This window comes from Actinoplanes sp. NPDC051851, assembly GCF_040681165.1.
Taxonomy (GTDB): domain Bacteria; phylum Actinomycetota; class Actinomycetes; order Mycobacteriales; family Micromonosporaceae; genus Actinoplanes.
Window position 1 is genome coordinate 22,159 of record NZ_JBFAYF010000028.1, and the last position, 21,984, is coordinate 44,142.

The 21,984-nt window shown below is 71.6% G+C and carries 15 protein-coding genes and 1 riboswitch; of the genes, 9 read left to right on the plus strand and 6 right to left on the minus strand.

What is annotated here, in order from left to right; translation table 11 throughout:
* Window positions 1–2 precede the first annotated feature (2 nt).
* Together AB0M08_RS25235 and AB0M08_RS25240 are read left to right on the plus strand one after the other, a co-directional pair.
* Window positions 3–1,196, plus strand: coding sequence for a nucleotide pyrophosphatase/phosphodiesterase family protein (locus AB0M08_RS25235; RefSeq protein WP_364497785.1), 1,194 nt, complete (start codon window positions 3–5; stop codon window positions 1,194–1,196).
* A gap of 249 nt (window positions 1,197–1,445) precedes the next feature.
* On the plus strand, window positions 1,446–1,832 hold the full coding sequence (locus tag AB0M08_RS25240; protein WP_364497787.1) for a DUF3040 domain-containing protein: 387 nt from the start codon (window positions 1,446–1,448) through the stop codon (window positions 1,830–1,832).
* Window positions 1,833–2,170: 338 nt separating this feature from the next.
* Here the strand turns inward: AB0M08_RS25240 and AB0M08_RS25245 are convergent, their stop codons facing one another.
* From AB0M08_RS25245 to AB0M08_RS25255, 3 genes are read right to left on the minus strand one after another with little or no spacing between them, the layout of a single operon-like run.
* Window positions 2,171–4,627 carry a DUF3488 and transglutaminase-like domain-containing protein gene (locus tag AB0M08_RS25245; protein ID WP_364497789.1) on the minus strand — a complete coding sequence of 819 codons (2,457 nt, stop codon included), beginning with the start codon at window positions 4,625–4,627 and terminating at the stop codon, window positions 2,171–2,173.
* Window positions 4,624–5,922, minus strand: a complete 1,299-nt coding sequence (locus AB0M08_RS25250; protein WP_364498014.1) for a DUF58 domain-containing protein — start codon at window positions 5,920–5,922, stop codon at window positions 4,624–4,626. The genes AB0M08_RS25245 and AB0M08_RS25250 overlap by 4 nt, the downstream gene beginning before the upstream one ends.
* Before the next feature lie 2 nt (window positions 5,923–5,924).
* Entirely contained in the window at window positions 5,925–6,887 is a 963-nt protein-coding gene (locus tag AB0M08_RS25255) for a MoxR family ATPase (protein WP_364498016.1), read from the minus strand.
* A gap of 476 nt (window positions 6,888–7,363) precedes the next feature.
* On the opposite strand from AB0M08_RS25255, the gene leuS reads away from it, so the two are divergent.
* Together leuS and AB0M08_RS25265 are read left to right on the plus strand one after the other, a co-directional pair.
* Window positions 7,364–10,156 carry a leucine--tRNA ligase gene (leuS, locus tag AB0M08_RS25260; protein ID WP_364497792.1) on the plus strand — a complete coding sequence of 931 codons (2,793 nt, stop codon included), beginning with the start codon at window positions 7,364–7,366 and terminating at the stop codon, window positions 10,154–10,156.
* 1 nt (window position 10,157) lies between these two features.
* Window positions 10,158–11,339, plus strand: a complete 1,182-nt coding sequence (locus AB0M08_RS25265; protein ID WP_364497794.1) for a winged helix DNA-binding domain-containing protein — start codon at window positions 10,158–10,160, stop codon at window positions 11,337–11,339.
* A gap of 344 nt (window positions 11,340–11,683) precedes the next feature.
* Here the strand turns inward: AB0M08_RS25265 and AB0M08_RS25270 are convergent, their stop codons facing one another.
* The 3 genes from AB0M08_RS25270 to AB0M08_RS25280 all read right to left on the minus strand — a co-directional run bounded on the left by AB0M08_RS25270 (window position 11,684) and on the right by AB0M08_RS25280 (window position 14,499).
* A complete protein-coding gene (locus AB0M08_RS25270) occupies window positions 11,684–12,400 on the minus strand; it encodes a VTT domain-containing protein (protein WP_364497796.1) in 717 nt (238 codons plus the stop codon).
* A 175-nt stretch (window positions 12,401–12,575) separates the two neighbouring features.
* On the minus strand, window positions 12,576–13,289 hold the full coding sequence (locus AB0M08_RS25275) for a glutamine amidotransferase (RefSeq protein ID WP_364497799.1): 714 nt from the start codon (window positions 13,287–13,289) through the stop codon (window positions 12,576–12,578).
* On the minus strand, window positions 13,279–14,499 hold the full coding sequence (locus AB0M08_RS25280) for a MurT ligase domain-containing protein (RefSeq protein ID WP_364498019.1): 1,221 nt from the start codon (window positions 14,497–14,499) through the stop codon (window positions 13,279–13,281). Before AB0M08_RS25280 ends, AB0M08_RS25275 begins: the two co-directional genes overlap by 11 nt.
* A gap of 412 nt (window positions 14,500–14,911) precedes the next feature.
* Window positions 14,912–15,094: riboswitch (cyclic di-AMP (ydaO/yuaA leader) on the plus strand.
* A 5-nt stretch (window positions 15,095–15,099) separates the two neighbouring features.
* On the opposite strand from AB0M08_RS25280, the gene AB0M08_RS25285 reads away from it, so the two are divergent.
* The 5 genes from AB0M08_RS25285 (at window position 15,100) to AB0M08_RS25305 (ending at window position 21,981) form a co-directional block, all read left to right on the plus strand.
* Window positions 15,100–15,927, plus strand: a complete 828-nt coding sequence (locus AB0M08_RS25285) for an NlpC/P60 family protein (RefSeq protein WP_364497802.1) — start codon at window positions 15,100–15,102, stop codon at window positions 15,925–15,927.
* Window positions 15,928–16,871: 944 nt separating this feature from the next.
* Window positions 16,872–17,303, plus strand: coding sequence for a division/cell wall cluster transcriptional repressor MraZ (gene mraZ / locus AB0M08_RS25290; protein ID WP_364497805.1), 432 nt, complete (start codon window positions 16,872–16,874; stop codon window positions 17,301–17,303).
* A gap of 233 nt (window positions 17,304–17,536) precedes the next feature.
* A complete protein-coding gene (gene rsmH, locus AB0M08_RS25295) occupies window positions 17,537–18,661 on the plus strand; it encodes a 16S rRNA (cytosine(1402)-N(4))-methyltransferase RsmH (protein WP_364497808.1) in 1,125 nt (374 codons plus the stop codon).
* A gap of 179 nt (window positions 18,662–18,840) precedes the next feature.
* On the plus strand, window positions 18,841–19,425 hold the full coding sequence (locus AB0M08_RS25300) for a hypothetical protein (RefSeq protein WP_364497811.1): 585 nt from the start codon (window positions 18,841–18,843) through the stop codon (window positions 19,423–19,425).
* Window positions 19,426–19,428: 3 nt separating this feature from the next.
* Window positions 19,429–21,981 carry a penicillin-binding protein 2 gene (locus AB0M08_RS25305; RefSeq protein WP_364497814.1) on the plus strand — a complete coding sequence of 851 codons (2,553 nt, stop codon included), beginning with the start codon at window positions 19,429–19,431 and terminating at the stop codon, window positions 21,979–21,981.
* Window positions 21,982–21,984 lie beyond the last annotated feature (3 nt).

Sequence of the window (21,984 nt, forward strand, 5' to 3'; positions counted from 1 at the left end):
CCATGGGGGATCCTCCGATAGCTCCCGTGCCCGACGACGGACTGCATCCGGACGCGCTCCGGATGATCACGCCCGCCTACGGCGCCGGGTCGCTCGCGGACCTGCTGCCCAGCGTCTGCGCGGTCCTCGGGGTGCCCGGTGCGGACGACGTCCTCGGGCTCCGGGAGCGGCTGGACGGGGTGGACCGGATCGGCGTGCTGCTGGTGGACGGGATGGGGGCGTATCAGCTGCCGCTGATGGCGCCGTACGCCCCGGTCCTCGCCGATCTGGCCGCGGGCGGGCGCGGTCACGCCGGGACGCTGACCGCGGGATTCCCCTCCACCACCCCGGTCAGCCTGGTCACCCTCGGCACCGGGGCGCCGCCCGGCGCGCACGGCATCCTCGGCTTCACCGTCCGCCGCCCGGACGGCCGCCCGCTCACCCACATCGCCTGGACCGACGACCCGGACCCGGCGCAGTGGCAGCCGGTGCCGACCCGGATGGAAAGAGCAACGGCCTCCGGGGTACGCGTCACCGTGGTCAGCCGTCCCCAGTTCGAGGGCACCGGATTGAGCCTCGCCGCGAACCGTGGCGGCGTGTACCGGGGCGCCGCCGATGGGGACGCCGTCGCCGAGGGGATGCTGACCGCGCTGCGTGAGAGCGGCCCGGCGCTCGTCTACGGCTACCACCCCGACCTGGACCATTGCGGTCACGAGGACGGGATCTGCTCGCCGGCCTGGCGGGCGGCGGCCCGCGGCGTCGACCGGCTGCTCGACCGCCTGGTGCACGGGCTGCCGCCGGCCGCCGCGCTGCTGGTCGTCGCGGATCACGGCCAGCTCAACGTGCCGGCCGCCGGGCGCTACGACACCGCGACCCGCCCCGAGCTGCGTGCCGGCCTGACCGGGGTGACCGGCGAGCCCCGGGTCCGCTACCTGTACTGCGCCGACGGGGCCCTCGACGACGTGCGCGCCACCTGGCGGGGCGTCCTCGGCGACGACGCGTGGGTGCTGACCCGGGACGAGGCGGTCGCCGAGGGCTGGTTCGGCCCGGTGCCGCCCGGGCACGCGGGTCGCATCGGTGACCTGGTGGTCGTCTGCCGCAACCGGACGGTGGCCCTCGCCTCGGACCGGGAGCCGGGCAAGGTGGGCCGGTTGATCGCGTATCACGGCTCCCTCACCGCGGCCGAGATGACCGTTCCGCTGCTGATCGCCCGATGATGTCCGTCGATGAAATCGGTCGGCGGCCCGCTCCGGCGCCGGAACGTATCCGGGCAGGTCACCACCGGTTATCTGCCGAGTTACCCGGTCTTTTCGGACGAATCGATCTTCCGGGGGCCGAAAATCACCCGCACTCGGCGGTCGTCCCGCTTTCCGACCCGGCTACCCCCTCGTAAACTTGCGTGATAAGGCAGCCGACGGCTGCCCCGACCCCACGTGGGGCCGGACATGCGCCCGGGGAGGAATGCCGTGCCGCTCTCGGAGCACGAGCAGCGGCTGTTCGATCAGATCGAGCGGTCGCTTGCCGAGGACCCCAAGTTCGCCTCGGCTGTGCGGGCCAGCGACCCGCGTTTCCACGCACGGCGCCGGCTCATCATCGCCGCGTTCGTGATCGTCCTTGGTCTCTGCCTAGTCGTCTTCGGAACGGTCGCCAGCAACACCCTGCTCGGCGTCTCCGGTTTCGTGGTCATGCTGGGCGCGGCCGCTTTCGCGATGCAGTCGCGACGGCGGGGCCAGGCCCCCGACCTGAAGGTGGTCGGCGGTACGGCGACACGGCGCACACGGCAGGGCCGCCGCGGCGGCCTCATCGACCGGCTCGAGGACCGGTGGCGGCAGCGCCCGGAGGGGCACCGCTGACCGGCTGACGGCCGGACTTCACCACGACTGACGGCGGCCTTCCGGGCCGCCGTCGGTGGTTCCCCCCTGCCTCCCCGAGCACTCCTCGAGCACACCCCGAGCAACGACTCCCCGCGACCACCCACCCCACACGCCGCGCTTCGCAGAGGCGACCACCGCACACGTCCGGGCGCCGCCGGCGATTGCTGTACACGGTTCAGGCGCCGCGGACGACCACCGCACACGGTCCAGGACCCCGGTTGGGAGTCGGTGGCTGGCGCGTGGGGGTGTGTGGGGAGGGGTGAGGCACCCCTGGGCACCAGCCGGGAGGTGGGGCTGGGGCTCAGGGGTGGGTGGGGTCAGCGGGAGGACTTCAGGAGGCGGCGGGGGCTGAAACGGGTGGTGTGGTCGCGGAGGCGGGAAGCGGCCTCGACCGTGCGGGTGGATGCCTCGCTCAGCGCCAGCCGCCAGCTCAGGAAGACCGAGGGGGGCAGGAACGTCGCGCGGAAGCGAGCCCGGGGCGTGGCCGAGTGGGAGATGCCGGAGCGGAGCCGGGTGAGCGCGGTGGTCAGCTCGGCGCCCTGGAGGGGCTGGCGGGCGTACCGGGCGCGCTCCTCGGCGGTGCCGAGCAGGGTGGCGGCCTCGGCCGGGTCGCCGGTGAGGACCGCATCCCGGATCAGGCGCTGGGCCGTGTGGCGCGGGGTCTCCGTCGGGTCGACCGGGACGCGGAAGTCGATCATCGTGTCGATGAGTTCGTCCCACGCCGCGTGGGCGTCGGCCCGGGCGCGGCCCTCCTCGGTGGTCACCACGATGTCGGTGATGGTGTCCCCGGTGCCCTCGACGGTCGCCTGGACCGGCGGTGGGCCGGTGGTGACCGCGTGCCGGCGGCGGCGCAGCAGGATCCGGCGGACTGCCGGGACCAGCAGCAACGCGACGAGCAGGGTGACCAGGACGGCGATCGGCAGCGCGTTCGAGGAACCGGCGGCCGGGGTCAGCGCGTCGCTGGTGCCGGAGTCGGTGCCGTCGTTGGAGCGGTCCGGGCGGTCGGCGGCACCCGCCGCGGCGGATGAGGTCGCGCCGGGGGCGGCCGCGCCGGTCGAGGCCGAGGCGGCCGGCTCCGGGCTGTCCGTGTCGGGTGCCCACGCCGAGCGGGCGGAACCGGACACGTTGGCCGCGGGTGTCGCGTCGAACGGCACCCACCCGAAGCCCTGGAAGTAGACCTCGGTCCAGGCGTGCGCGTTCCGGTTGGTGATCACGTACGTGTCGGTGTCCTCGGGCGTACCCCGGGTGAAGCCGAACGCGACCCGGGCCGGGATGCCCGCCGCCCGCACCATCCACGCCATCGCCGCGGCGTACTGCTGGCAGTAGCCCTCCTTCTTCTCCAGGAAGGCGGCGATGTCCGAGGCGTTACCCGCGGCCTGGGTGGTGAGGCTGTACGTGAACCCGTTGTCGCGGGAGAACGAGTCGTAGATTGCCCGTACCCGGTCGTAGTCGTTGTCCTTGCCCTTGATCAGCTTCTGCACCTTGCCGTCGACCGCCTCGTCCGGCGGGACCTTGGTGAAGTTCTGCCGGATCAGATCGTTCTCGGCCAGCGTCGGGGCGTTCCGCAGCTGGCTCGCGGTGTACTTCGGGCGCAGGTAGTCGATCGAGTACTTCTGCTCGCTGGTGGTCGACCGGCCGGAGAAGAGCACCTGCTGACTGGAGTCGTACGCCCAGCTGCCGGTGATCCCGTTGATCCCCACCAGGTACGAGTAGATCGGGGCGATGTTCTGCCGCAGCCCGTCGGTCACCTCGATCTCCGCGTGGTACCGGTCGAACGAGGAGGCCTGGTTGGTGGACTGGTCTGCCTGCGGATCGGGGAGGCTGCCCCGGCTGAGGGCGCTCCCGGTCGGCGACTGGTTCGAGAAGCCCGCGTCGGTGAGCGTGTCGGCCACCCCGAAGCGCAGGTAGAACGGGTCCGGTTCGTTCGTGGTCACCTTGAGCAGGTTGACCGTGTTGGTCTGCTGGAGCTGCCCGCTCAGCGATGCGAACAGGTTGATCCGGCCGCCGCCGGAGCCCAGCCCGTTGCCCACGCCGGTGCCGCTCTGGGTGATCCGGGAGAGCAGCCCGCCGCTCACCGTCGGCACCGCCAGCGGCAGCAGCACCGCGACCACCACGCCGGCCACGCCGAGCCGGCGGCCCGCCGCGGCGAGCGGCGAGGGCTCCCAGACGTCCACGTCGCGGCCGTCGCCGGTGAAGCGGCGGCCGAACCGGCGTACCCGGTCGACGTTGTCCGCGACCAGCAGCCAGAGGTAGCCGACCGCGGCGATGATGAACGGGGCCACCGGGACGCTGTCCAGGTAGACCGCGACCGGGATGGAGTAGATCGCCAGCATCGGCAGGCCGGCCAGCGCGGGACGGCGGAACACCGCGGTGAGCAGGTCCACCACGATCGCGACCAGGCCGATGCCGAGCACCGCGACGAAGAGCAGGCCGTCCCGGTCCGGCACCGGTACGCCGTACGACCGGGTGTCCTCCCCGGCCTGCTGGACGAGGTCGGCGAAGTGCGCGAGCGTACCCGGCGTCGGGATCAGTACCTCGCCGCCGTTCGGATAGATCCAGGTGAGCGTGACCAGCAGGGCCACCACCATGCCGATCGCCTGTGCCCAGGTGGGGAACCGGAGCGATCGGGTGGCCACCGCGCTGCCGGCGATCATGAGGACCACCAGCGTGGTCTGCAGCAGCCAGGTCCAGGTGTCGAAGATCGCGGAGAGGGGCGCCGAGGCGAGCAGGGTGGCGATCGCCGCGACCATCCCGAGGCGGCGCCGGCCGGTCATCGGTTCACCCCGCTCACGGTCTCGGCCATGGTGGCCCGATAGGCGTACCCCTGGGAACCGCGCCCCACGGTCGGCCAGATGGCCGTCAGGGTGTCACCGTGGGTGACCGGCACCGACCGCCAGCCGCTGCGCACCAGGGCCAGCGAGGCGGCCGCGTGCTCGCGGTCCGACTCCTGCCGGTCGCCGCTGGTCATCGGGGTCCAGGTGGCGCTGTCGACGGCGAAGCCGATGCAGCTCGCGCCGTTGCCGCGCAGCCCGCCGAGCAGCTGCGCCTCGGCGACCGTGAGCGAGCCGAAGAGCCCGATCACCAGCCCGCCGTCGGAGCGGCGCCGGACGTACTCGACCAGCGCCGCGATGTCACCGCCGGAGACCGGCTTCACGTCCGCCAGGGCATCCATGATCAGTCCTTCGCCGCCCGCCTCGCTCGCGTCGATGTCCTCACCGGAGCCGGTGACCAGGCGCAGTTTGTAGCCCGAGGAGCGCAGGTGCATCGCGATGCTGGCGGCCGCCGAGACGGCCCACTCGAAGCTGGCCGTCGGGCCCTCGCCGCGGTGCGCGGCCGCCCGGGTGTCCAGCACGACGGTGGCCCGGCTCTCCCAGGGCTGCTCCTCGCGGCGGACCATCAGCTCGCCGGTCCGCGCGGTGGACCGCCAGTGCACCCGCCGCAGGTCGTCGCCGCGCCGGTACTCCCGGGTCGCCGCGTCGTCCTCGCCGTGCACGGCCACCGAGCGGGCCCGGCTGTCCCCGGCACCCGCGTACTCCCCGGCCAGCCGGACCCGGGGCAGCGCGACCACCTGCGGGATCACGGTCAGCTGGTCCACGCTGGGGAACGACCGGGTCAGCTCGCAGAGCCCGAACGGGTCGGTCAGCCGGACGACGAGCGGGCCGATCGGGTACCGCCCGCGGACGTCGGCGCGCACCGTGTACGCCACCGAGCTGGCCTGATGCGCGCCGAGGCGCTCCAGGACGACCCGGGGGCGGGAGCCGAGAGCGTACGGCAGGCGGTCCTCCAGCAGCATCGTCCCGGTGGGGAGCCGGGACATGTTCTGCAGCCGCAGGATGATCCGTGCGCTGGAACCGACCGGGGCACGGGACGGCTCCAGCGACCGGGTGCAGGCCAGCCTGTACCGGCTCCGGCCGACGTACCAGGCGGCCATCAGCGGCAGCACGGCGAGCAGGACGGCCACCCGCAGCAGGTCACGCTCGCCGAGGATGAGCGCCGAGATCGCGGCGGCGACGGCCGCGGCCAGGAACGAGCGGCCGCGCGTGGTGAGACCCCGCAGCGCCTCCCGCATGCTCACCGCCCCCGGGACTCGTACGGCGCGCGGCCGTCCCGGGTGTCGTAGGGGTTGCGACTCGCGTGCGGCAGCGGCAGCCGGTGCACGATCTCCGAGACGATGGTGTCCGTGGTCCGGCGGTTGAGCTGCGCGTCCGGCGTCGGGATGATGCGGTGCGCGAGGACCGGCACGGCGAGCGCCTGAAGATCGTCGGGGAGGACGTAGTCGCGTCCCTCCAGGGCCGCGACCGCCTTGGCCGTACGCAGCAGCTGCAGCGTGGACCGGGGCGACGCGCCCAGCCGGATCTCCGGAGCCTCGCGGGTCGCGGTGACCAGGGCGATCGCGTACTGCTGGACGGCCTCGGCGGCGTGCACGTCCCGGGCGGTGGCGATCAGCCGGCGGACCATCGCGGCGTCGGCCACCGCGCGCAGGTCGTTCAGCGGGTCGTGGTCGCCGTGGCCGCTGAGCATGGCGAGCTCGGCGCGCGGGTCCGGGTAGCCCATCGCGATCCGGGCGGTGAACCGGTCGCGCTGCGCCTCGGGCAGCGGGTAGGTCCCCTCCATCTCGATCGGGTTCTGCGTCGCCACCACCATGAAGGGCGCCTGCAGCTCGTACGTCGTGCCGTCGACGGTGACCTGCCGCTCCTCCATGCACTCCAGGAGCGCGGACTGGGTCTTCGGCGAGGCCCGGTTGATCTCGTCGCCGACCACCAGGTTGGCGAAGACGGCGCCCGGCTTGAACTCGAAGTCCCGGGTCTCCTGGTTGTAGACGCTCACACCGGTGACATCGCTCGGCAACAGGTCGGGGGTGAACTGGATGCGGCGGACCGAGCAGTCGATCGATCGGGCCAGCGCCTTGGCGAGCTTCGTCTTGCCGACGCCCGGCACGTCCTCGATCAGCAGGTGCCCCTCCGCCAGCAGCACCGCGAGCGCCAGGCGCACCGTCGCGCTCTTGCCCTCGATGACCTGCTCGATGTTGGCCATGATGGCCTGCGTCGCCGAGAGGAACTCGGCGCTGGTCAGGGGTCCGGCTGGTTCGCCCCAGGTCGGCGTTGTCACGGGCCTCCTCCAAGTCGTGTCTACCCCTGGTGACGGATCACGCACCGTCAGGGGACCGAAGGTTGCGGGCGCCCAGCGGTCCGTGGGCCTCCGGCGCTCGCCGCCCGTCCTGACAGGTTATCCCTGAGCGTGCACCCCTCCGAAAGCCCGGATCAATGCTCTCTTCCCGGGAAACCGAACGAATGTGGTCCATCTACCCAGGGTGATCGGCCTGCCGGGTATACCGGTCGCCGTCCGTGACGGAGGGCGGGTATCATGGCGGCCATGGCTCGGTCTGTGCTGCTTCTTAGCCAGCCGTGCTGACCTGACGGCCAGCACGGCAACCCCTCCTGCGTGAGGGGCTTTTTTATGCCCTCCTCCAGGGTTCGAGCTTCGTGGTTCTAGACGAGATGGTGAAGACGATGAGCGAGACCGAGACCCCGCCGTTCCGCTACAACGCCGGGCTGGCCGGCGAGATCGAGCTGCGCTGGCAGGCGTACTGGCAGGAGCACGGCACCTTCCACGCGCCGAACCCGGTCGGTGAGCTGGCCGACCCGTCGCACCCGCGCGCCGGCGCTCCCAAGCTGCACGTCCAGGACATGTTCCCGTACCCGTCCGGCGCCGGCCTGCACGTCGGGCACCCGCTGGGCTACATCGGCACCGACTGTTACACCCGGTACCAGCGGATGGCCGGCTTCAACGTGCTGCACCCGATGGGCTTCGACGCGTTCGGCCTGCCCGCCGAGCAGTACGCGGTGCAGACCGGCACCCACCCCGCGGTGACCACGGCCGCGAACGTGGAGCGGTACAAGCAGCAGCTGCGGCGCCTGGGCCTGGCCTACGACGACCGGCGCTCCTTCTCCACCACCGACCCGGAGTACTACCGCTGGACCCAGTGGATCTTCCTGCAGGTCTTCAACTCCTGGTTCGACCCGTCGGTGGGTAGGGCCCGGCCGGTCAGCGAGCTGATCGCCTCCTTCGAGGCGGGTGAGCGCGGCGCGGAGTGGGCGAGCCTGTCACCCGCCGAGCGGCGTAAGGTCATCGACGACCACCGTCTGGCGTACGTCAGTGAGGCGCCGGTCAACTGGTGCCCCGGTCTGGGCACCGTGCTGGCGAACGAGGAGGTCACCCCGGACGGTCGCTCCGAGCGCGGCAACTTCCCGGTCTTCCAGCGCAGCCTGAAACAGTGGATGATGCGGATCACCGCGTACGGTGACCGGCTGGTCGAGGATCTGGACACTCTGGACTGGCCGGAGCCGGTCAAGCTGATGCAGCGCAACTGGATCGGCCGCTCGCAGGGTGCGCACGTCGACTTCACCGTCGGCGCGGACACGATCACCGTGTTCACCACCCGCCCCGACACGCTGTTCGGCGCCACCTACATGGTCCTGGCGCCCGAGCACGAGCTGGTCGCCACCCTGATCCCGGCCGCCTGGCCCGCGGGGACGAAGGATGTCTGGACCGGCGGGAAGGCCACCCCGGCCGAGGCGGTCGCCGCCTACCAGGCCGAGGCCGCCGCGAAGACCGAGGAGGAGCGGACCGCCGACGGGAAGACCAAGACGGGCGTCTTCACCGGTGCCTACGCGACCAACCCGGTCAACGGTGCGAGCGTCCCGGTCTTCATCGCGGACTACGTACTGGCCGGGTACGGGACCGGCGCGATTATGGCGGTGCCCGCGCACGACGAGCGCGACTTCGACTTCGCGACCGCTTTTGATCTGCCGGTGATCCGTACCGTTGAAACGCCTGAAGGGTTTGAAGGAGCTTTCACCGGCGACGGCACGGTGATCAACTCTGGTTTCCTGAACGGTCGGGACAAGACCGCCGCGAAGGCGGCGATGATCGCCTGGCTGGAGGAGCAGGGAACCGGCCGGGGCGCGACCACCTACCGGCTGCGGGACTGGCTGTTCAGCCGCCAGCGCTACTGGGGCGAGCCCTTCCCGATCGTGTACGACGAGACCGGCCTGCCGATCGCGCTGCCCGAGTCGATGCTGCCGGTCGAACTGCCCGATGTGGACGACTTCTCGCCGCGCACCTTCGACGCGGACGACGCGGACAGCGAGCCGGAGACCCCGCTGTCCCGCAAGAAGGACTGGGTACAGGTCGAGCTGGACCTGGGCGACGGGCCGAAGACGTACACCCGCGAGACCAACACCATGCCGCAGTGGGCCGGCTCCTGCTGGTACGAGCTGCGCTACCTGGACCCGCACAACGAGAAGGCCCTGGTCGACGCGGCCAACGAGGCCTACTGGATGGGCCCTCGCAAGGACGGCGACTGCGGCGGCGTCGACCTGTACGTCGGCGGCGTCGAGCACGCCGTGCTGCACCTGCTGTACGCCCGCTTCTGGCACAAGGTCCTGTTCGACCTGGGCCACGTCTCGTCCTTCGAGCCGTTCCGGAAGCTGTTCAACCAGGGCTACATCCAGGCGTACGCGTTCCGGGACGCCCGCGGCGTGATCGTGCCGGCCGAGGAGGTCGTCGAGCGCGACGGCAAGTGGTTCTACGGCGACCAGCAGGTCAACCGCGAGTACGGCAAGATGGGCAAGTCGCTGAAGAACGTGGTGACCCCCGACGAGATGTGCGACCAGTACGGCGCCGACACGTTCCGGGTCTACGAGATGGCGATGGGCCCGCTGGACGTCTCCCGCCCCTGGGAGACCCGCGCGGTGATCGGCTCGCAGCGCTTCCTGCAGCGGGCCTGGCGCCTGGTGGTCGACGAGGAGACCGGCGCGAACCGGGTCACCGACGAGCCGCTGGACCCGAAGTCCCGCAAGGTGCTGCACCGGGTCATCGCCGGTGTCCGTGAGGACATGGACGAGCTGCGCTTCAACACCGCGATCGCCAAGCTGATCGAGCTGACCAACACGCTGACCCCGCTGCCGGTGGTGTCCCGCGAGGCGGTCGAGCCGCTGGTGCTGATGATGTCCCCGTTCGCCCCGCACATGGCCGAGGAGCTGTGGGGCAGGCTGGGCCACCAGGGCACGCTGGCCTACGCGGACTTCCCGGTGGCCGATCCGGCCCAGCTGGTCGCCGACTCGGTCACGTACCCGGTGCAGATCAACGGCAAGGTTCGCGCCAAGGTCGAGGTCACCCCGGACACCCCGGAGGAGGAGGTGCGCGCCGCCGCACTGGCCGCCGTCGCCGAGTCGCTGGGGGACCGTACCCCGAAGAAGGTCATCGTGGTGAAGGGCCGCCTGGTCAGCGTCGTCGTCTGACGTGCCGCCGCTGACCGTCCGGGCCCTCAACCGGGCCACCCTCGCGCGCCAGATGCTCCTGGCGCGCGAGGCGGTTCCGGTCGTCGAGGCGGTCCGCCGCCTGGTCGGGCTCCAGGCCCAAGCACCGGCTTCGCCGTTCCTGTCCCTCTGGTGCCGGGTCGCGCACTTCGATGCCGCCGCGCTGCGTGGGTCCTTTTTTGATCGTACGGTCGTCCGCGGCACCCTGATGCGGATCACGCTGCACGCGGCGCTCGCCGGGGACTACCCGGACCTTCACGCTGCCGTCCTCCGGATCCTGCGGGCCGCACGGCTGGGCGATCGCCGGTTCACCGCCGCCGGCCTCTCGATCGAGGAGGCGGACGCCTTCCTCCCGGTGCTGCTTGAATTCACGGCGGTGCCGCGTACCGGTCCGGAGATCGAGGCGATGATCGCGTCGCACTTCGGCGGGGAGCGCAAGGGGTTGTGGTGGGCTCTGCGCACGTATGCCCCGGTGCTGCGGGCGCCCGACGACAGCCCATGGTGCTTCGGCCCGGCGTCCTCCTTCCAGTCCGGTCTCCCGGCGTCCTCATTTCACTCCGGTCTCCCGGCGTCCTCTCTTCACTCCGGTCTCCCGGCGTCCGGTACTGATCGGGATTCCGCTACGCGTGCTCTGGTCCGGCGGTATCTCGCCGCCTACGGTCCGGCCACCATCGCCGACATCGCCCGGTTCACCCTGTTGCCGCGTGCGGTGCTGCGGGCCGCCGTCGCCGCCGATCTCCGCTCCGCGGACGTGATCGAGCTGTCCGCGGGTCTCTACGACGTACCCGGCGCGCCGCTCCCCGACGAGGACACGCCCGCTCCGCCGCGCCTGCTCCCGATGTGGGACAACGTGCTGCTGGCCCACGCCGACCAGGCCCGGTTCACGACGCCCGAGCACCGGAAGGCCTTCGCCCGGGTGAACGGCGACGTGCTGCCCACCCTGCTGGTCGACGGCCGGGTCGCGGGCGTCTGGCGCGCCACCCCCGAGGGCATCGAGGCGACCGCCTTCCATCCGCTCAGCCGCGCCGACTGGGCGGGCCTGTCCGCGGAGGCGGCGGCCCTGACGGCGTTCCTCGCCCCGATCGACCCGCTGCCGTTCGCCCGCCACGCCCACTGGTTCACCAAGCCCCTCCCCGCCGCCGAGATCCGCCTGCTCCCCCGCTGACCCACTCGTTCCCGCCGTTCCCCCGCGACCCGCCCGCTTCCACTCGTTCCCGCCGTTTCCCGGCTGACCCGCCCGTCCCCGCTCTCAGCTGGCGGTGCGCCCTTTGGCTGGTACTGAGGGGTGTCTCGGAGCGGTCGAGGCACCCGTACCCCTGGGCGCCAGCCCGGGTTGAGTGGCTGGTGGTGACGGGTGTGTGGGCAGGGACGAGGCACCCCTGGGCGCCAGCCGCTGTCGGAGAGGGTGGAACAGTGCGGCCGCCCGGGCGGGGAGCCGGGGCGGCCGGGGAAAGTGCGAGGCGCGGGAAGTCCGGGGCGCGGGCTGGGTGGGTCAGGCGGGTGGGTGGGTCAGGCGGGGGTGCAGGCCGGGCGGCGGGAGGTGTGGCGCCAGCGCAGGATGATGGCCGTTGAGAGGGCGAAGCCGATCACCGCGGGGGCGACCGTCAGTGGGCTCATCTCGCCGGGGCGGACCACCGCGGCGCCGATCACGGCGTAGGTGACCGTGGACGGGATGGCGGCGAGCGTGGTGCCGAGGAGGTAGCGCTTGCGGCAGACGCTCGTGGTGCCGTATGCGTAGCCGACCAGGCCGAACGGGGCCAGCGGGAGGAAGCGGACCAGGAGGACGGCGGAGAGGCCGCGCTTGTTGAGCCAGCCGTCGAGGCGGGCCATCCGGGAGCCGGCGCGGGCCTGCAGGGCGCCGCGGCCGGCCCAGCGGCCCGCGTAGTAGGTGGCGACGGCGGCGATCATGGCGGCGGCCAGGGCGGCGGCGGCACCGGTGGCGGCGCCGAGGAGGGCGCCGCAGGCCAGGGTGATCGCCGTACGCGGGACCAGCACCGAGAGCAGCAGGCCACCCAGCACCGCGACGGCGGGGGCGGCGGCCGGTCCGAGGTCGCTGACCGTCTCGCCGATCTGGCGCAGCGGGAGGACCGCGGCGAGGGCGGCGAGGCCCCCGATCAGGGCCGCCAACAGGCCGAGACGGGGGAGGCGGCGCTTCCAGCCGAACGCGGCCGGGTGGGCGGATGCGGCCGGGTGGGCGGATGCGGCCGGGTGGGCGGGTGCGGTCACCTCCGCAGTGGCCGTGCCCGCCCTGGCGGCGTCCGGGGCTGCCGGAGGGGCTGACGGAGTCGGCGTGGTCGCGTGAGCAACGGCCTGAGGGTCCGCGGAGTGCACGCCCCGCGGGGCGATCAGGATGTCGGTCATGCAGGCCTACCGCCCCAACTGTCGTCGGTTCAGAACAGGGTCATGCCGGGCTTGCCGCCGCGAGCCTCTCCCCCCGGAGCCGGTCGGCCCAGGCGTCGTCGAGAGGCTGAAGCCTATCCGCGCCCGTTGACCAGCGCAGTAGCAGATCGGCTATCGCTGGGTTGCGAGCGAGCGCCGGGCCGTGCGAGTAGGTGCCGAGGATCTTGCCGTACCACGCGCCCTCGGTCTGGCCGTCGTTCCCGATGCCGGCGGTCACCCGGGCCAGGGGAGCGGCGTGCGCGCCGAGGTGCGTACGCCCGCCGTGGTTCTCGAAACCGGTCAGCGGGGGCAGGCCGAGCCGGGGGTCGATCTCCCCGCCGAGCTCGCCGACGGCGCGGGTCTCGCCCCGGTCCGAGGTGATGTCGAGCAGCCCGAGGCCGGCGCACTTCGTGCCCTTGGCGAAGAAGGAGTGACCGAAGAGCTGGTAGCCGGCGCAGATCGCCAGGACGGCCGCGCCCTGGTTGACCGCGCGGTGCAGCCCGCCGTCGGTGAGCAGCCGCTGTGACGCGAGCGCCTGCGGGCCGTCCTCGCCGCCGCCGATCAGGTAGATGTCGGCGGTGGTCGGCATCGGCTGGTCGGAGCGGACCTCGTACGTCTCCACCGGGATGCCGCGGGCCGCCGCCCGGTGCGCCAGGATCAGCAGGTTGCCCCGGTCGCCGTAGGTCGAGAGCAGATCCGGATAGATCCAGACGATCCGCAGGGACTCAGTTGACACGGTCCAACTCCGCTCGGATGTCCTGGAACGCCGTGTAGTTGGCGATCACCTCGAGGCGGCCCGGCGGCACGGCCTGCAGCGCCTCGTCGAAAGTTTGTACGTGCCGGAACGGCACCTGGTTCACCTGGAGCCGGACGGCCAGGTCGTACGCGCGGTCGCCGGTGATCAGCACCGGACGGTCGCGGAGCGGCGCGAAGTCGACGTCGTAGAGCCAGGACGTGTCCAGGCCGTCGGGGTCCCGCGCGTTGATCGAGAGCAGCGTCGGCGCCTGGTCGGCCATGTCGAAGGCCTCGAGCCAGCTCGCCGGGTTCTTCGCCAGGAGCAGCCGGATGTTGCGGCCGTCCTTGTCGACCTGCGCGTACCGGCCGGCGATCGACGTGACCCGGGAGAGCCGGGGGAGCGCCTCGATCGTGCGTACGCCGAACTCGGCGGCGACCGCGAGGGCCGTCGCGGCGTTACCGATGTTGACCTTGCCGGGGAGCTGGAGTTTGACCAGGTGCCAGTCGCCGCGCGGGTCGGTGACGCCCTCGTCCTCGACCGACCACTGCGGGCGCGGGCGGCGCAGCGGGCAGCCGGTGCACCACCAGTCGCCGTTGGCGCGCTCGATCGGGTGGCCGCTCTCCGGGCAGACGAACGAGTCGTCCAGCCAGCGCTGGCCGGCGCTGAACCAGGTCACCTGCGGGCTGGCGGCGGCGGACCAGACCACGAGCGGGTCGTCGGCGTTGGCGACCACCCGGATGTCGGGGTGGTTGGCGAGCGCGGTCTTCCACAGCTGCGCCATCATCGCCACCTCCTTCGCCCGGTCGAGCTGGTCGCGGGAGAGGTTGAGCAGGGCCACCACGCGCGGCCTGGTCGCCTCGATGACCTGGGCGAGGTAGTGCTCGTCGACCTCGAGGACCGCGAACGGGGTGTGCCCCTCCTTGGCGAGCGCCGAGGTGTGGCCGGTGGGCATGTTCGCACCGTACGAGTTGGTGGCGACCCGGCCGAGCACCCCGACCGCCGCGGCGGTGAGCCGGGTGGTGGTGGTCTTGCCGTTGGTGCCGGAGACGAGCGCGACCGCCCGGCCGGACGCCAGGTGGGCCAGCAGGTCAGGGTCGATCTTGAGACCGATCCAGCCACCGATCACCGAACCGTCGCCGCGTCCCGCGGCCCTGGAGAGCGCCGCCGCGGTCTTCGACACCTGGGTCGCCACCACGGCCCGCAAGGGCATCTTCCCGTCCGTCACGCCAGCGAGGGTACCGGAACGAAGGGTTACGTCGAGTTGCCGGAAGGGGTGGAACACCGGCGATGTCGGGGTCGGCCGAACGGTTTACCGCGTTTGTGCCGGTGGGTGACCTACCCGGGTCACGTACGGGTTACCGCTCCACTTTTTCTGTGTTCTGGTTCACCGATCGTCTTCGACGCTCCGTGTTTGGTTGATTACTTTAGGTATTGGCAATTGTCTTCGTCCGGTAACAAATTGGACATCGCCAAGAATGCCAACCACGGACGGTGACGATTTAGGACCTGACGATCTAGGAAATTCTCAGGTACCAAGGAATCCGCCAGCGACGAACGATCGCGGCTCGCACCGGACGGCTCACGCCGAGCCCTGCCCCGGGTCTGAGGGTGCGACCACCGCAACACCAGTACGACCGAAAAAGGCATTCGGGGGCAGGGACGGGGGAACCATTCCCGGTCCACACCGCGCTGGCACCATTCACGGCGTACCAGGTCAGGACCTTGGGGTGAAGCCGCTCCGGCGGCCGGGCATCCTTCCCGCCCGAACCCGACAGCTAACCTCGCAGGCGTGCCGGAGGGAATACTTTCCGTGCCCGCACACCGTTCGAGCCGGGGCCGCCGCATGTCCGGCGCCGGTACCGCCGCCCTCTCCCTTGGCCTCTGCTTCTGCGCCGGCCAGTTGATCGGGGCGACGCCCGCGGTCGCCGCTACGACGACCACCCCGGTAACGACAACCGCCGTCACGACGGCCGCCTCCACGAAGGTCACGCCCAAGCTGACCATCGCGAAGGTCAACACCCGGAAGCTCAAGTGGGGCTCCACCCTCACCGTCACCGCCAAGGTCATCGACCCGAACACCGGGAAGATCGCCAAGGGCACCGTGCGCCTGCAGGGTTACAAGGGTGGCAAGTGGGTCACCTGGGACACCGAGACCGTGAAGAACGCCAACGGGACGGTGGCCCTGAAGTACAAGCAGAAGTCGACCGCCTACGTGCGGACCGTCTTCACCGGCTCCGGTTACACCTCGAAGGTCAGCTCCAAGGTCAAGATCACGGTCGTCGCCAGCGGCGCCAAGATCCTCGCCGAGGCCAAGAGCCACAAGGGCGCCCTCTACAAGTACGCGGCAGCCGGTCCGAGCCGCTTCGACTGTTCGGGCTTCACCAAGTACGTCTACAAGAAGGCGGCCGGTAAGAAGCTGCCGCACAAGGCGAACTCGCAGCAGAACTACGGCAAGGCCGTCAGCAAGTCGAACAAGAAGGTCGGCGACCTGATCATCTTCCGGTCGGGTTCGTACGGCTACCACGCGGCGATCTACGCCGGCAACGGGTACATGTACGACTCGCCGCACACCGGCGCCCGGGTCGGCAAGCACAAGATCTACGGCAGCAACTATGTCGTACGCCGCCTCGTTGCGTGACAGCACTTAGTAAATAAGGAATGACCGCCAGTGGGGCGCGTCCCGGAACTCCGGGCCGCGCCCCACTGGCGTTCCCGCGCCGGAACCCTGTCGCCGCCCGCCGCCCGCTGCTGCCGGCTGCTCGCCGTTCGCCGCCGGCTGCTCGCCGTTCGCCGCCGGCTGCCCGCCGTCCGCCGTCCGCCGTCTGCCGCCGTCCGTCGCCGGCTGCCCGTTGCCCGCGCAGGCCCCGGAGCCGGTCCTGGGCAGCCATCAGCCGGCCGCCTGCCGCCAGCCGTCTGCCCGGAATCCCGCGAATCGGCACCGGCTGATCACTCGGCTGGCGTTGTGGGGTGTCTCGGGCCCTCGGATGCACCCCTGGGTGCCAGCTGGGGTCTGGTGGGGGTCTGGTGGCTGGTGTTCCGGGGTGTGTCGGGATCGCGGATGCACCCCGGAGTGCCAGCCAAGAACCGGTGGCTGCGGCGAGGGGGAGTCGTGGTGCGGAGCGGGGTGAATCTCACGCGGTGCGGGGCAGGGGGTGAACCTCGGGCGGCGCGGAGCGGAGGGGGTGAACCTCACGCGGTGTGCAAGGGGGTGAACCTGGCTGGGGAGGGGGCTCCACTTTCCTCCACTGGGGGGACGGGGCGGGGTGTCGGGGGTCTCAGCAGGGGTGATTGACGCCGCGTTGAGAGGGGGGTGGGGGTGGATGTCGGAAAGCGGACCTTGATGATCATGGTCTGGCCCTCCACTCCGCTCCACCGCCTGTGAGCTGGGAGGACGTCCGCGAAAAGCCCTCGCAAGCGGGCGCATTCGGGTTGCAGGTGGAGGGAAGTGGAGTAGAGTGGGGCACAGTGGCAGGACCGAGGAACGAACCCTGGGACTCAACCGCGGAGCCTGCCGGCCCGAGTTGAACGGCGGACGCTCCCTCCGCGAAGGAGTGGTCGCCACGGCAAGGGGGGTTCAGGCCGATGTTCCTCGGCACGCACACCCCGCGCCTCGACGAGAAGGGCCGGCTGATCCTCCCGGCGAAGTTCCGCGACGAGCTGGCGGGAGGTGTCGTGATCACGAAGGGGCAGGAGCGCTGTCTTTACGTGTTCCCGATGCCGGAGTTCCAGCGGATCGCCGGTCAGCTTCGCGAGGCACCGGTGACCAACAAGGCCGCCCGGGCGTACAGCCGGGTGTTCTTCGCCAGTGCGCACGACGAGGTCCCCGACAAGCAGGGCCGGGTCACCATCCCGGGCCACCTGCGGGAGTATGCGAGTCTCCAGCGGGATCTCGTGGTGATCGGGGCCAGCACCAGGGTCGAGATCTGGGACAAGCAGTCCTGGGACGACTACCTCGCGGCGAGTGAAGAGGACTTCGCCGACATCGAGGAGGGGGTGCTGCCCGGCGGACTGTAGGGCGTGGCACTCGGATGGGGCCGCTCCTACGGCCCGGACGCCACTGCCGCCGTACTGCGAGATCTCCAGCCGCTCCCGCTCCTGGCGCCTCTTCCCCGGCGCCAGGCGCGTGTCCGGGCCCGGTTGCCGCCGGGTCGCGGAAACGAGCGGATGGGGATCTGGCGGTACGGATGGGCGGCCGGGGAAGGAACGGTAGAGGGAACAACCGGGTGAGACGCGAGCTGGTGGGGCAAGTGGGGGTCGTCATGGGGGAGCCGCGCGGTGCGCACGTTCCGGTACTGCTGGAGCGCTGCCTCGATCTGCTCGGTCCGGGCCTCGGCCTGCCGGGCGCGGTGCACGTCGACTTCACCCTGGGCATGGGTGGTCACGCCGAGGCGGTGCTGGAGCGCTACCCCGACGTCGTCCTGATCGGACTGGACCGCGACACCGAGGCGCTCGCCCACGCGCGGCACCGGCTGGAGCGGTTCGCCGGGCGCATGCACCTGGTGCACGCCGTCTACCACGAGCTGCCCCGTGTCCTCGCCGAGCTCTCCATCCCGTCGATCCAGGGCGGGCTCTTCGACCTCGGCGTCTCGTCGCTGCAGCTGGACGAGGCGGACCGCGGGTTCGCGTACGCGCAGGACGCGCCCCTCGACATGCGGATGGACCAGACTCGCGGGATCACCGCCGAGGAGGTCGTCAACGGGTACGAGCCGGGTGAGCTCGTCCGGATCCTCCGGCAGTACGGCGACGAGAAGTTCGCGCCGCGGATCGTCTCGTCGATCGTGCGGGAGCGGGCCAAGGCACGGATCACGTCCACGGCCCGGCTCGCCGAGCTGGTGAAGGACGCGATCCCGGCCGCCGCGCGGCGAACGGGTGGAAATCCCGCCAAAAGGTCCTTCCAAGCACTACGCATTGAGGTGAACGGCGAGCTCGAGGTTCTCGAGTCGGCTGTTCCGTCCGCCTTGGACGCCTTGTCGCCCGGCGGGCGACTTGTGGTGATGAGTTATCAATCACTGGAGGACAAAATCGTCAAGCGCGCCCTCACCGCGAGGTCGCGCAGCACGGGGCCGATCGACCTGCCGGTCGAACTGCCCGGAACGGGCCCGACTCTGCGGCTGCTGACCAGGGGGTCGGAGCCGCCGAGCGAGGCGGAGGTGGCGGAGAACCCGCGAGCGGCCTCGGTGAAGCTGCGCGCGGTGGAGCGGATCGACGAGCGGGAGCAGGCGAGCAACAGGGGACCGAGGACCGTTCGCGAGCGGCCTCGCATGGCTGAGCCCGTCCGCGGCGGAAGACTGAGGCAACCCCGAGTTGAAACGCACGGGGGACAAGGGCGGTTACGCCCGGGGGCGAACGACGAGGGGGAGGGAACAGCATGAGCGAGCGAACCAGCGCGTCGCGGTCGGGGGGTCGGCCGGGATCAGCGCGCACCACCGCCGGGGGGCGGAAGGCGAGCCGCGATGCCGGGACCACGGGAGCCGGCGCCCGGGGGGCGCGCCGACTCACCGGCACCGAGAGTGAGCAGTCCGACACGCGCCGATCAGGGATGCGGGGCGACGTGCAGGGAACCGCCGCGCTGCGGCTGGACCCGGTGGAGACCGAGTCGCCGGCCACCCCGCGTCTGCGGGTCGCGCCGCCGCTGCCGATCCGGGCGCCCCGGGCCGCCTTCGCGGCCGGGATGATCGCGCTGGTGCTCGTCGGGGTGCTGGGCATTCTCCTGATCAACACCAAGACGATGGAGCAGTCGTTCCGGCTGGACGCGCTGCGCAAGAGCCAGGCCGACCTGGACAAGGAGCAGCAGCAGCTGAACGACGAGCTGATCGAGGCCTCCAGCCCGGGCAACCTGGCCGCGCGGGCCCGCCAGCTCGGCCTGGTCGCCGCCGACTCGCCGGCGATGATCCGGCTGCCGGACGGCAAGATCATCCGTACCCCCACGCCGGGTAAGGGGTCGGTGTCGGTCACGGCGCAGGACTCGCTCGAGACCGGCGCGGCGGACACGCCATCGACGGGCACCGCGACGGCGGGCGCCGACGCGACCGGGACGGGAACGACCGGGACGGGAACGACCGGGGCGACCGGCACGGGGACCGGGGCCGTGGGCACCGGGACGACCGGGCAGCAGACCGCGGGAACGGGGCAGTAGCCCGTGGCACCGCGAGACGACGACGAGACACCGCGCCGGGGCAGTCAGCCCCGGCGCGGTGCGTCACGTGACGTTCCCGCCGAGGAGACCGACGAGCAGGCCGGTGGGTCCGGGCGCCGGGGGCGCAACAGCATCGGCGAGGCGCGGGCCTACACGCCGCGCGGGCGGACCGTCGCCGAGCGCGGGCGGCTGCCGCGGACCGGGCGGAACACCGACCCGTTCCGGCCGGCGCTCCAGGTCCTCGACGGCGGTGAGGTCGCGCCGCAGCGGCGGGGGCGCGGCGCTCGCGGAGATCAGGCTGCGGACGGCGGTGCAGGCTCGCCGGAAAAATCCGGTAAATCGGAAAAGTCGTCCAAGAGCAATGAGGGCGCGACCGGCCGGGACGGCGGCAGCCGGGATGGCCGGGCGCCGGGCACGCGCAACAGCGGCGGCCGGGACGACGATCGGGCCGGGGCGCGTGACGACCGGGACGGGCCGCGCGGCGACAGGGGCGGCGCCCGTGGCGGCAACGGCCGGGACGGCGTGGGCGGTAGGGACGGTGCGCGTGGCAGGGGCGGCGTGCGCGGTGACCGGGACACGGCGCGCGGTGGCGAGGGGACGCGGGGCGGCGATGGCCGGGCGCGGAGCATTCGGGACGGCGTGCGTGGTGTCCGGGGCCGGGACGACGGGCGGGATCGGCGGCGGGAGGGCGAACGCGCCGGGACCGGTACGTCGCGGATGCGCCGCCGTGGGCCGTCGGCCTCTGACGAGGGGCGGCCGGGCGTACGGCGTACCGGAAGAATGGAAGTGCCGGCGGAACCGCCCAAGCTCGCCAACAGCACGCGGCGGCTGCGACTGGGAACCGTGCTGGCGCTCTCCCTCTTCGTGACCATCGGCATGCGACTGGTGGTGCTGCAGGTGGCGACCTCGCCGTCGGAGGTGAACAGCCTGCTGGAGCTCCGCGAGAAGCGGCTCAGCACGGTCGAGTTGCCGGCCGCGCGGGGCAGCATCCTGGACGTGAACGGCAACGTGCTGGCGCACAGCGTCGAGGCGCGCTACATCTACGCCGACCCGGAGAACGCGGACCTGCAGAAGGACATCGCCGGGATCGCGGCGAAGCTGGCGCCGCTGGTCGGCATCGCGCCCTCCGAGCTGATCGAGAACATGCAGCGCAAGCAGGTGCTCGGGCGCTGGCTGCGGTTCCGCTACCTGGCCCGTGGCGTGGACATCGCGCAGGCCGACAAGATCGAGGCGCTGGAGCTGCCCGGCATCTACACGCACAGCGACGAGCGGCGTGACGTGCCCGGCAAGGACCTGGCGGCGAACCTGATCGGCTTCACCGGCGACGACCATCACGGCCTGGAGGGGCTGGAGGCGCGCTACGACGACCTGCTGCACGGCACCGACGGCAAGCGGGTCTTCGAGGTCGGCAAGGGCGACCTGAACGTGCCGATCACCGGTGGCTACGAGAGCTACACCGCGGCCCAGCCGGGCAGCTCGCTGCAGCTCACCATCGACCAGGAGGTGCAGTACCGGGTACAGCAGATCCTGGACGCGGAGGCCGAGGAGAAGGGTGCCACGGTGGCCGGCGCGGTGGTGCTGAACGCGAAGACCGGCGAGATCGTCGCGCAGGCGAGCTACCCGAGCTACAACGCGGCCCAGCCGCAGGCGGCGAAGCCGACCGACCGGATCGACGTGCCGACCGCGGTGGTCACCGACCCCGGCTCCAGTCACAAGGCGTTCATCCTGGGCGCGGCGATGCAGGAGGGGCTGATCGACAAGGACTCGGCGATCACCGTCGGTCCGGCGATCAAGAAGGGCGACACCGTCTTCAAGGACAGTCACCAGCAGGCCAAGGGCACCAAGCTGACCCTGGCCGGGCTGCTGGCGTACTCGTCCAACGTGGGCACCATCGAGATCGGCGACATGCTCGGCAAGGAGAAGATCTACGAGTACCAGCAGAAGTTCGGGCTGGGACAGAAGACCAACGAGGGCATGCCCGGCGAGTCCGCGGGCGAGCTGTTGAAGCCGGAGGACTGGAGCGGCTCGGCGTACGGCTCGGTGCCGATCGGCCACAGTGTCTCGGCGACGCTGGTGCAGATGGCGGCCGGGTACGGCGCGATCGCCAACGACGGCGTCTACATCCAGCCGCACCTGATCAAGGCGACCATCTCCGGCGCCGACGGGAAGGTCACCGCGGCCGCCGCGCCCGAGACGCACCGGGTCCTGGACACGAAGGTCGCCTCCGATCTGCGCGAGCTGCTGGAGGCGGTGGTCGAGGACGGTGAGGGCACCGGCACCGCGGCGGCCATCCAGGGCTATCGGGTCGCGGGCAAGACCGGCACCGGGAAGATGCTGGTCGACGGGCAGTACACCAGCCACAACGCCAGCTCGTTCGTGGGTATGGCGCCCGCCGAGAACCCGCAGTTCGTGATCGCGGTCTCGATGGACGTCGCCACCGGCACCGGCGGTGAGGTGGCCGCACCGGCCTTCCAGCAGATGATGAACTATGCCCTGCTCCATTACCGTGTGCTACCTTCCGGCACGAAGGCCCCGACGTTCAAGATCCATCCGTGAGCG

Excerpts from the sequence above, each read along its gene's own strand:
- AB0M08_RS25235 (WP_364497785.1), top strand. The coding sequence starts at position 3 with ATGGGGGATCCTCCGATAGCTCCCGTGCCCGACGACGGACTGCATCCG.
- AB0M08_RS25245 (WP_364497789.1), bottom strand. The coding sequence starts at position 4,627 with ATGACCGGCCGGCGCCGCCTCGGGATGGTCGCGGCGATCGCCACCCTG.
- AB0M08_RS25250 (WP_364498014.1), bottom strand. The coding sequence starts at position 5,922 with ATGCGGGAGGCGCTGCGGGGTCTCACCACGCGCGGCCGCTCGTTCCTG.
- AB0M08_RS25255 (WP_364498016.1), bottom strand. The coding sequence starts at position 6,887 with ATGGCCAACATCGAGCAGGTCATCGAGGGCAAGAGCGCGACGGTGCGC.
- leuS (WP_364497792.1), top strand. The coding sequence starts at position 7,364 with ATGAGCGAGACCGAGACCCCGCCGTTCCGCTACAACGCCGGGCTGGCC.
- AB0M08_RS25280 (WP_364498019.1), bottom strand. The coding sequence starts at position 14,499 with ATGCCCTTGCGGGCCGTGGTGGCGACCCAGGTGTCGAAGACCGCGGCG.
- mraZ (WP_364497805.1), top strand. The coding sequence starts at position 16,872 with ATGTTCCTCGGCACGCACACCCCGCGCCTCGACGAGAAGGGCCGGCTG.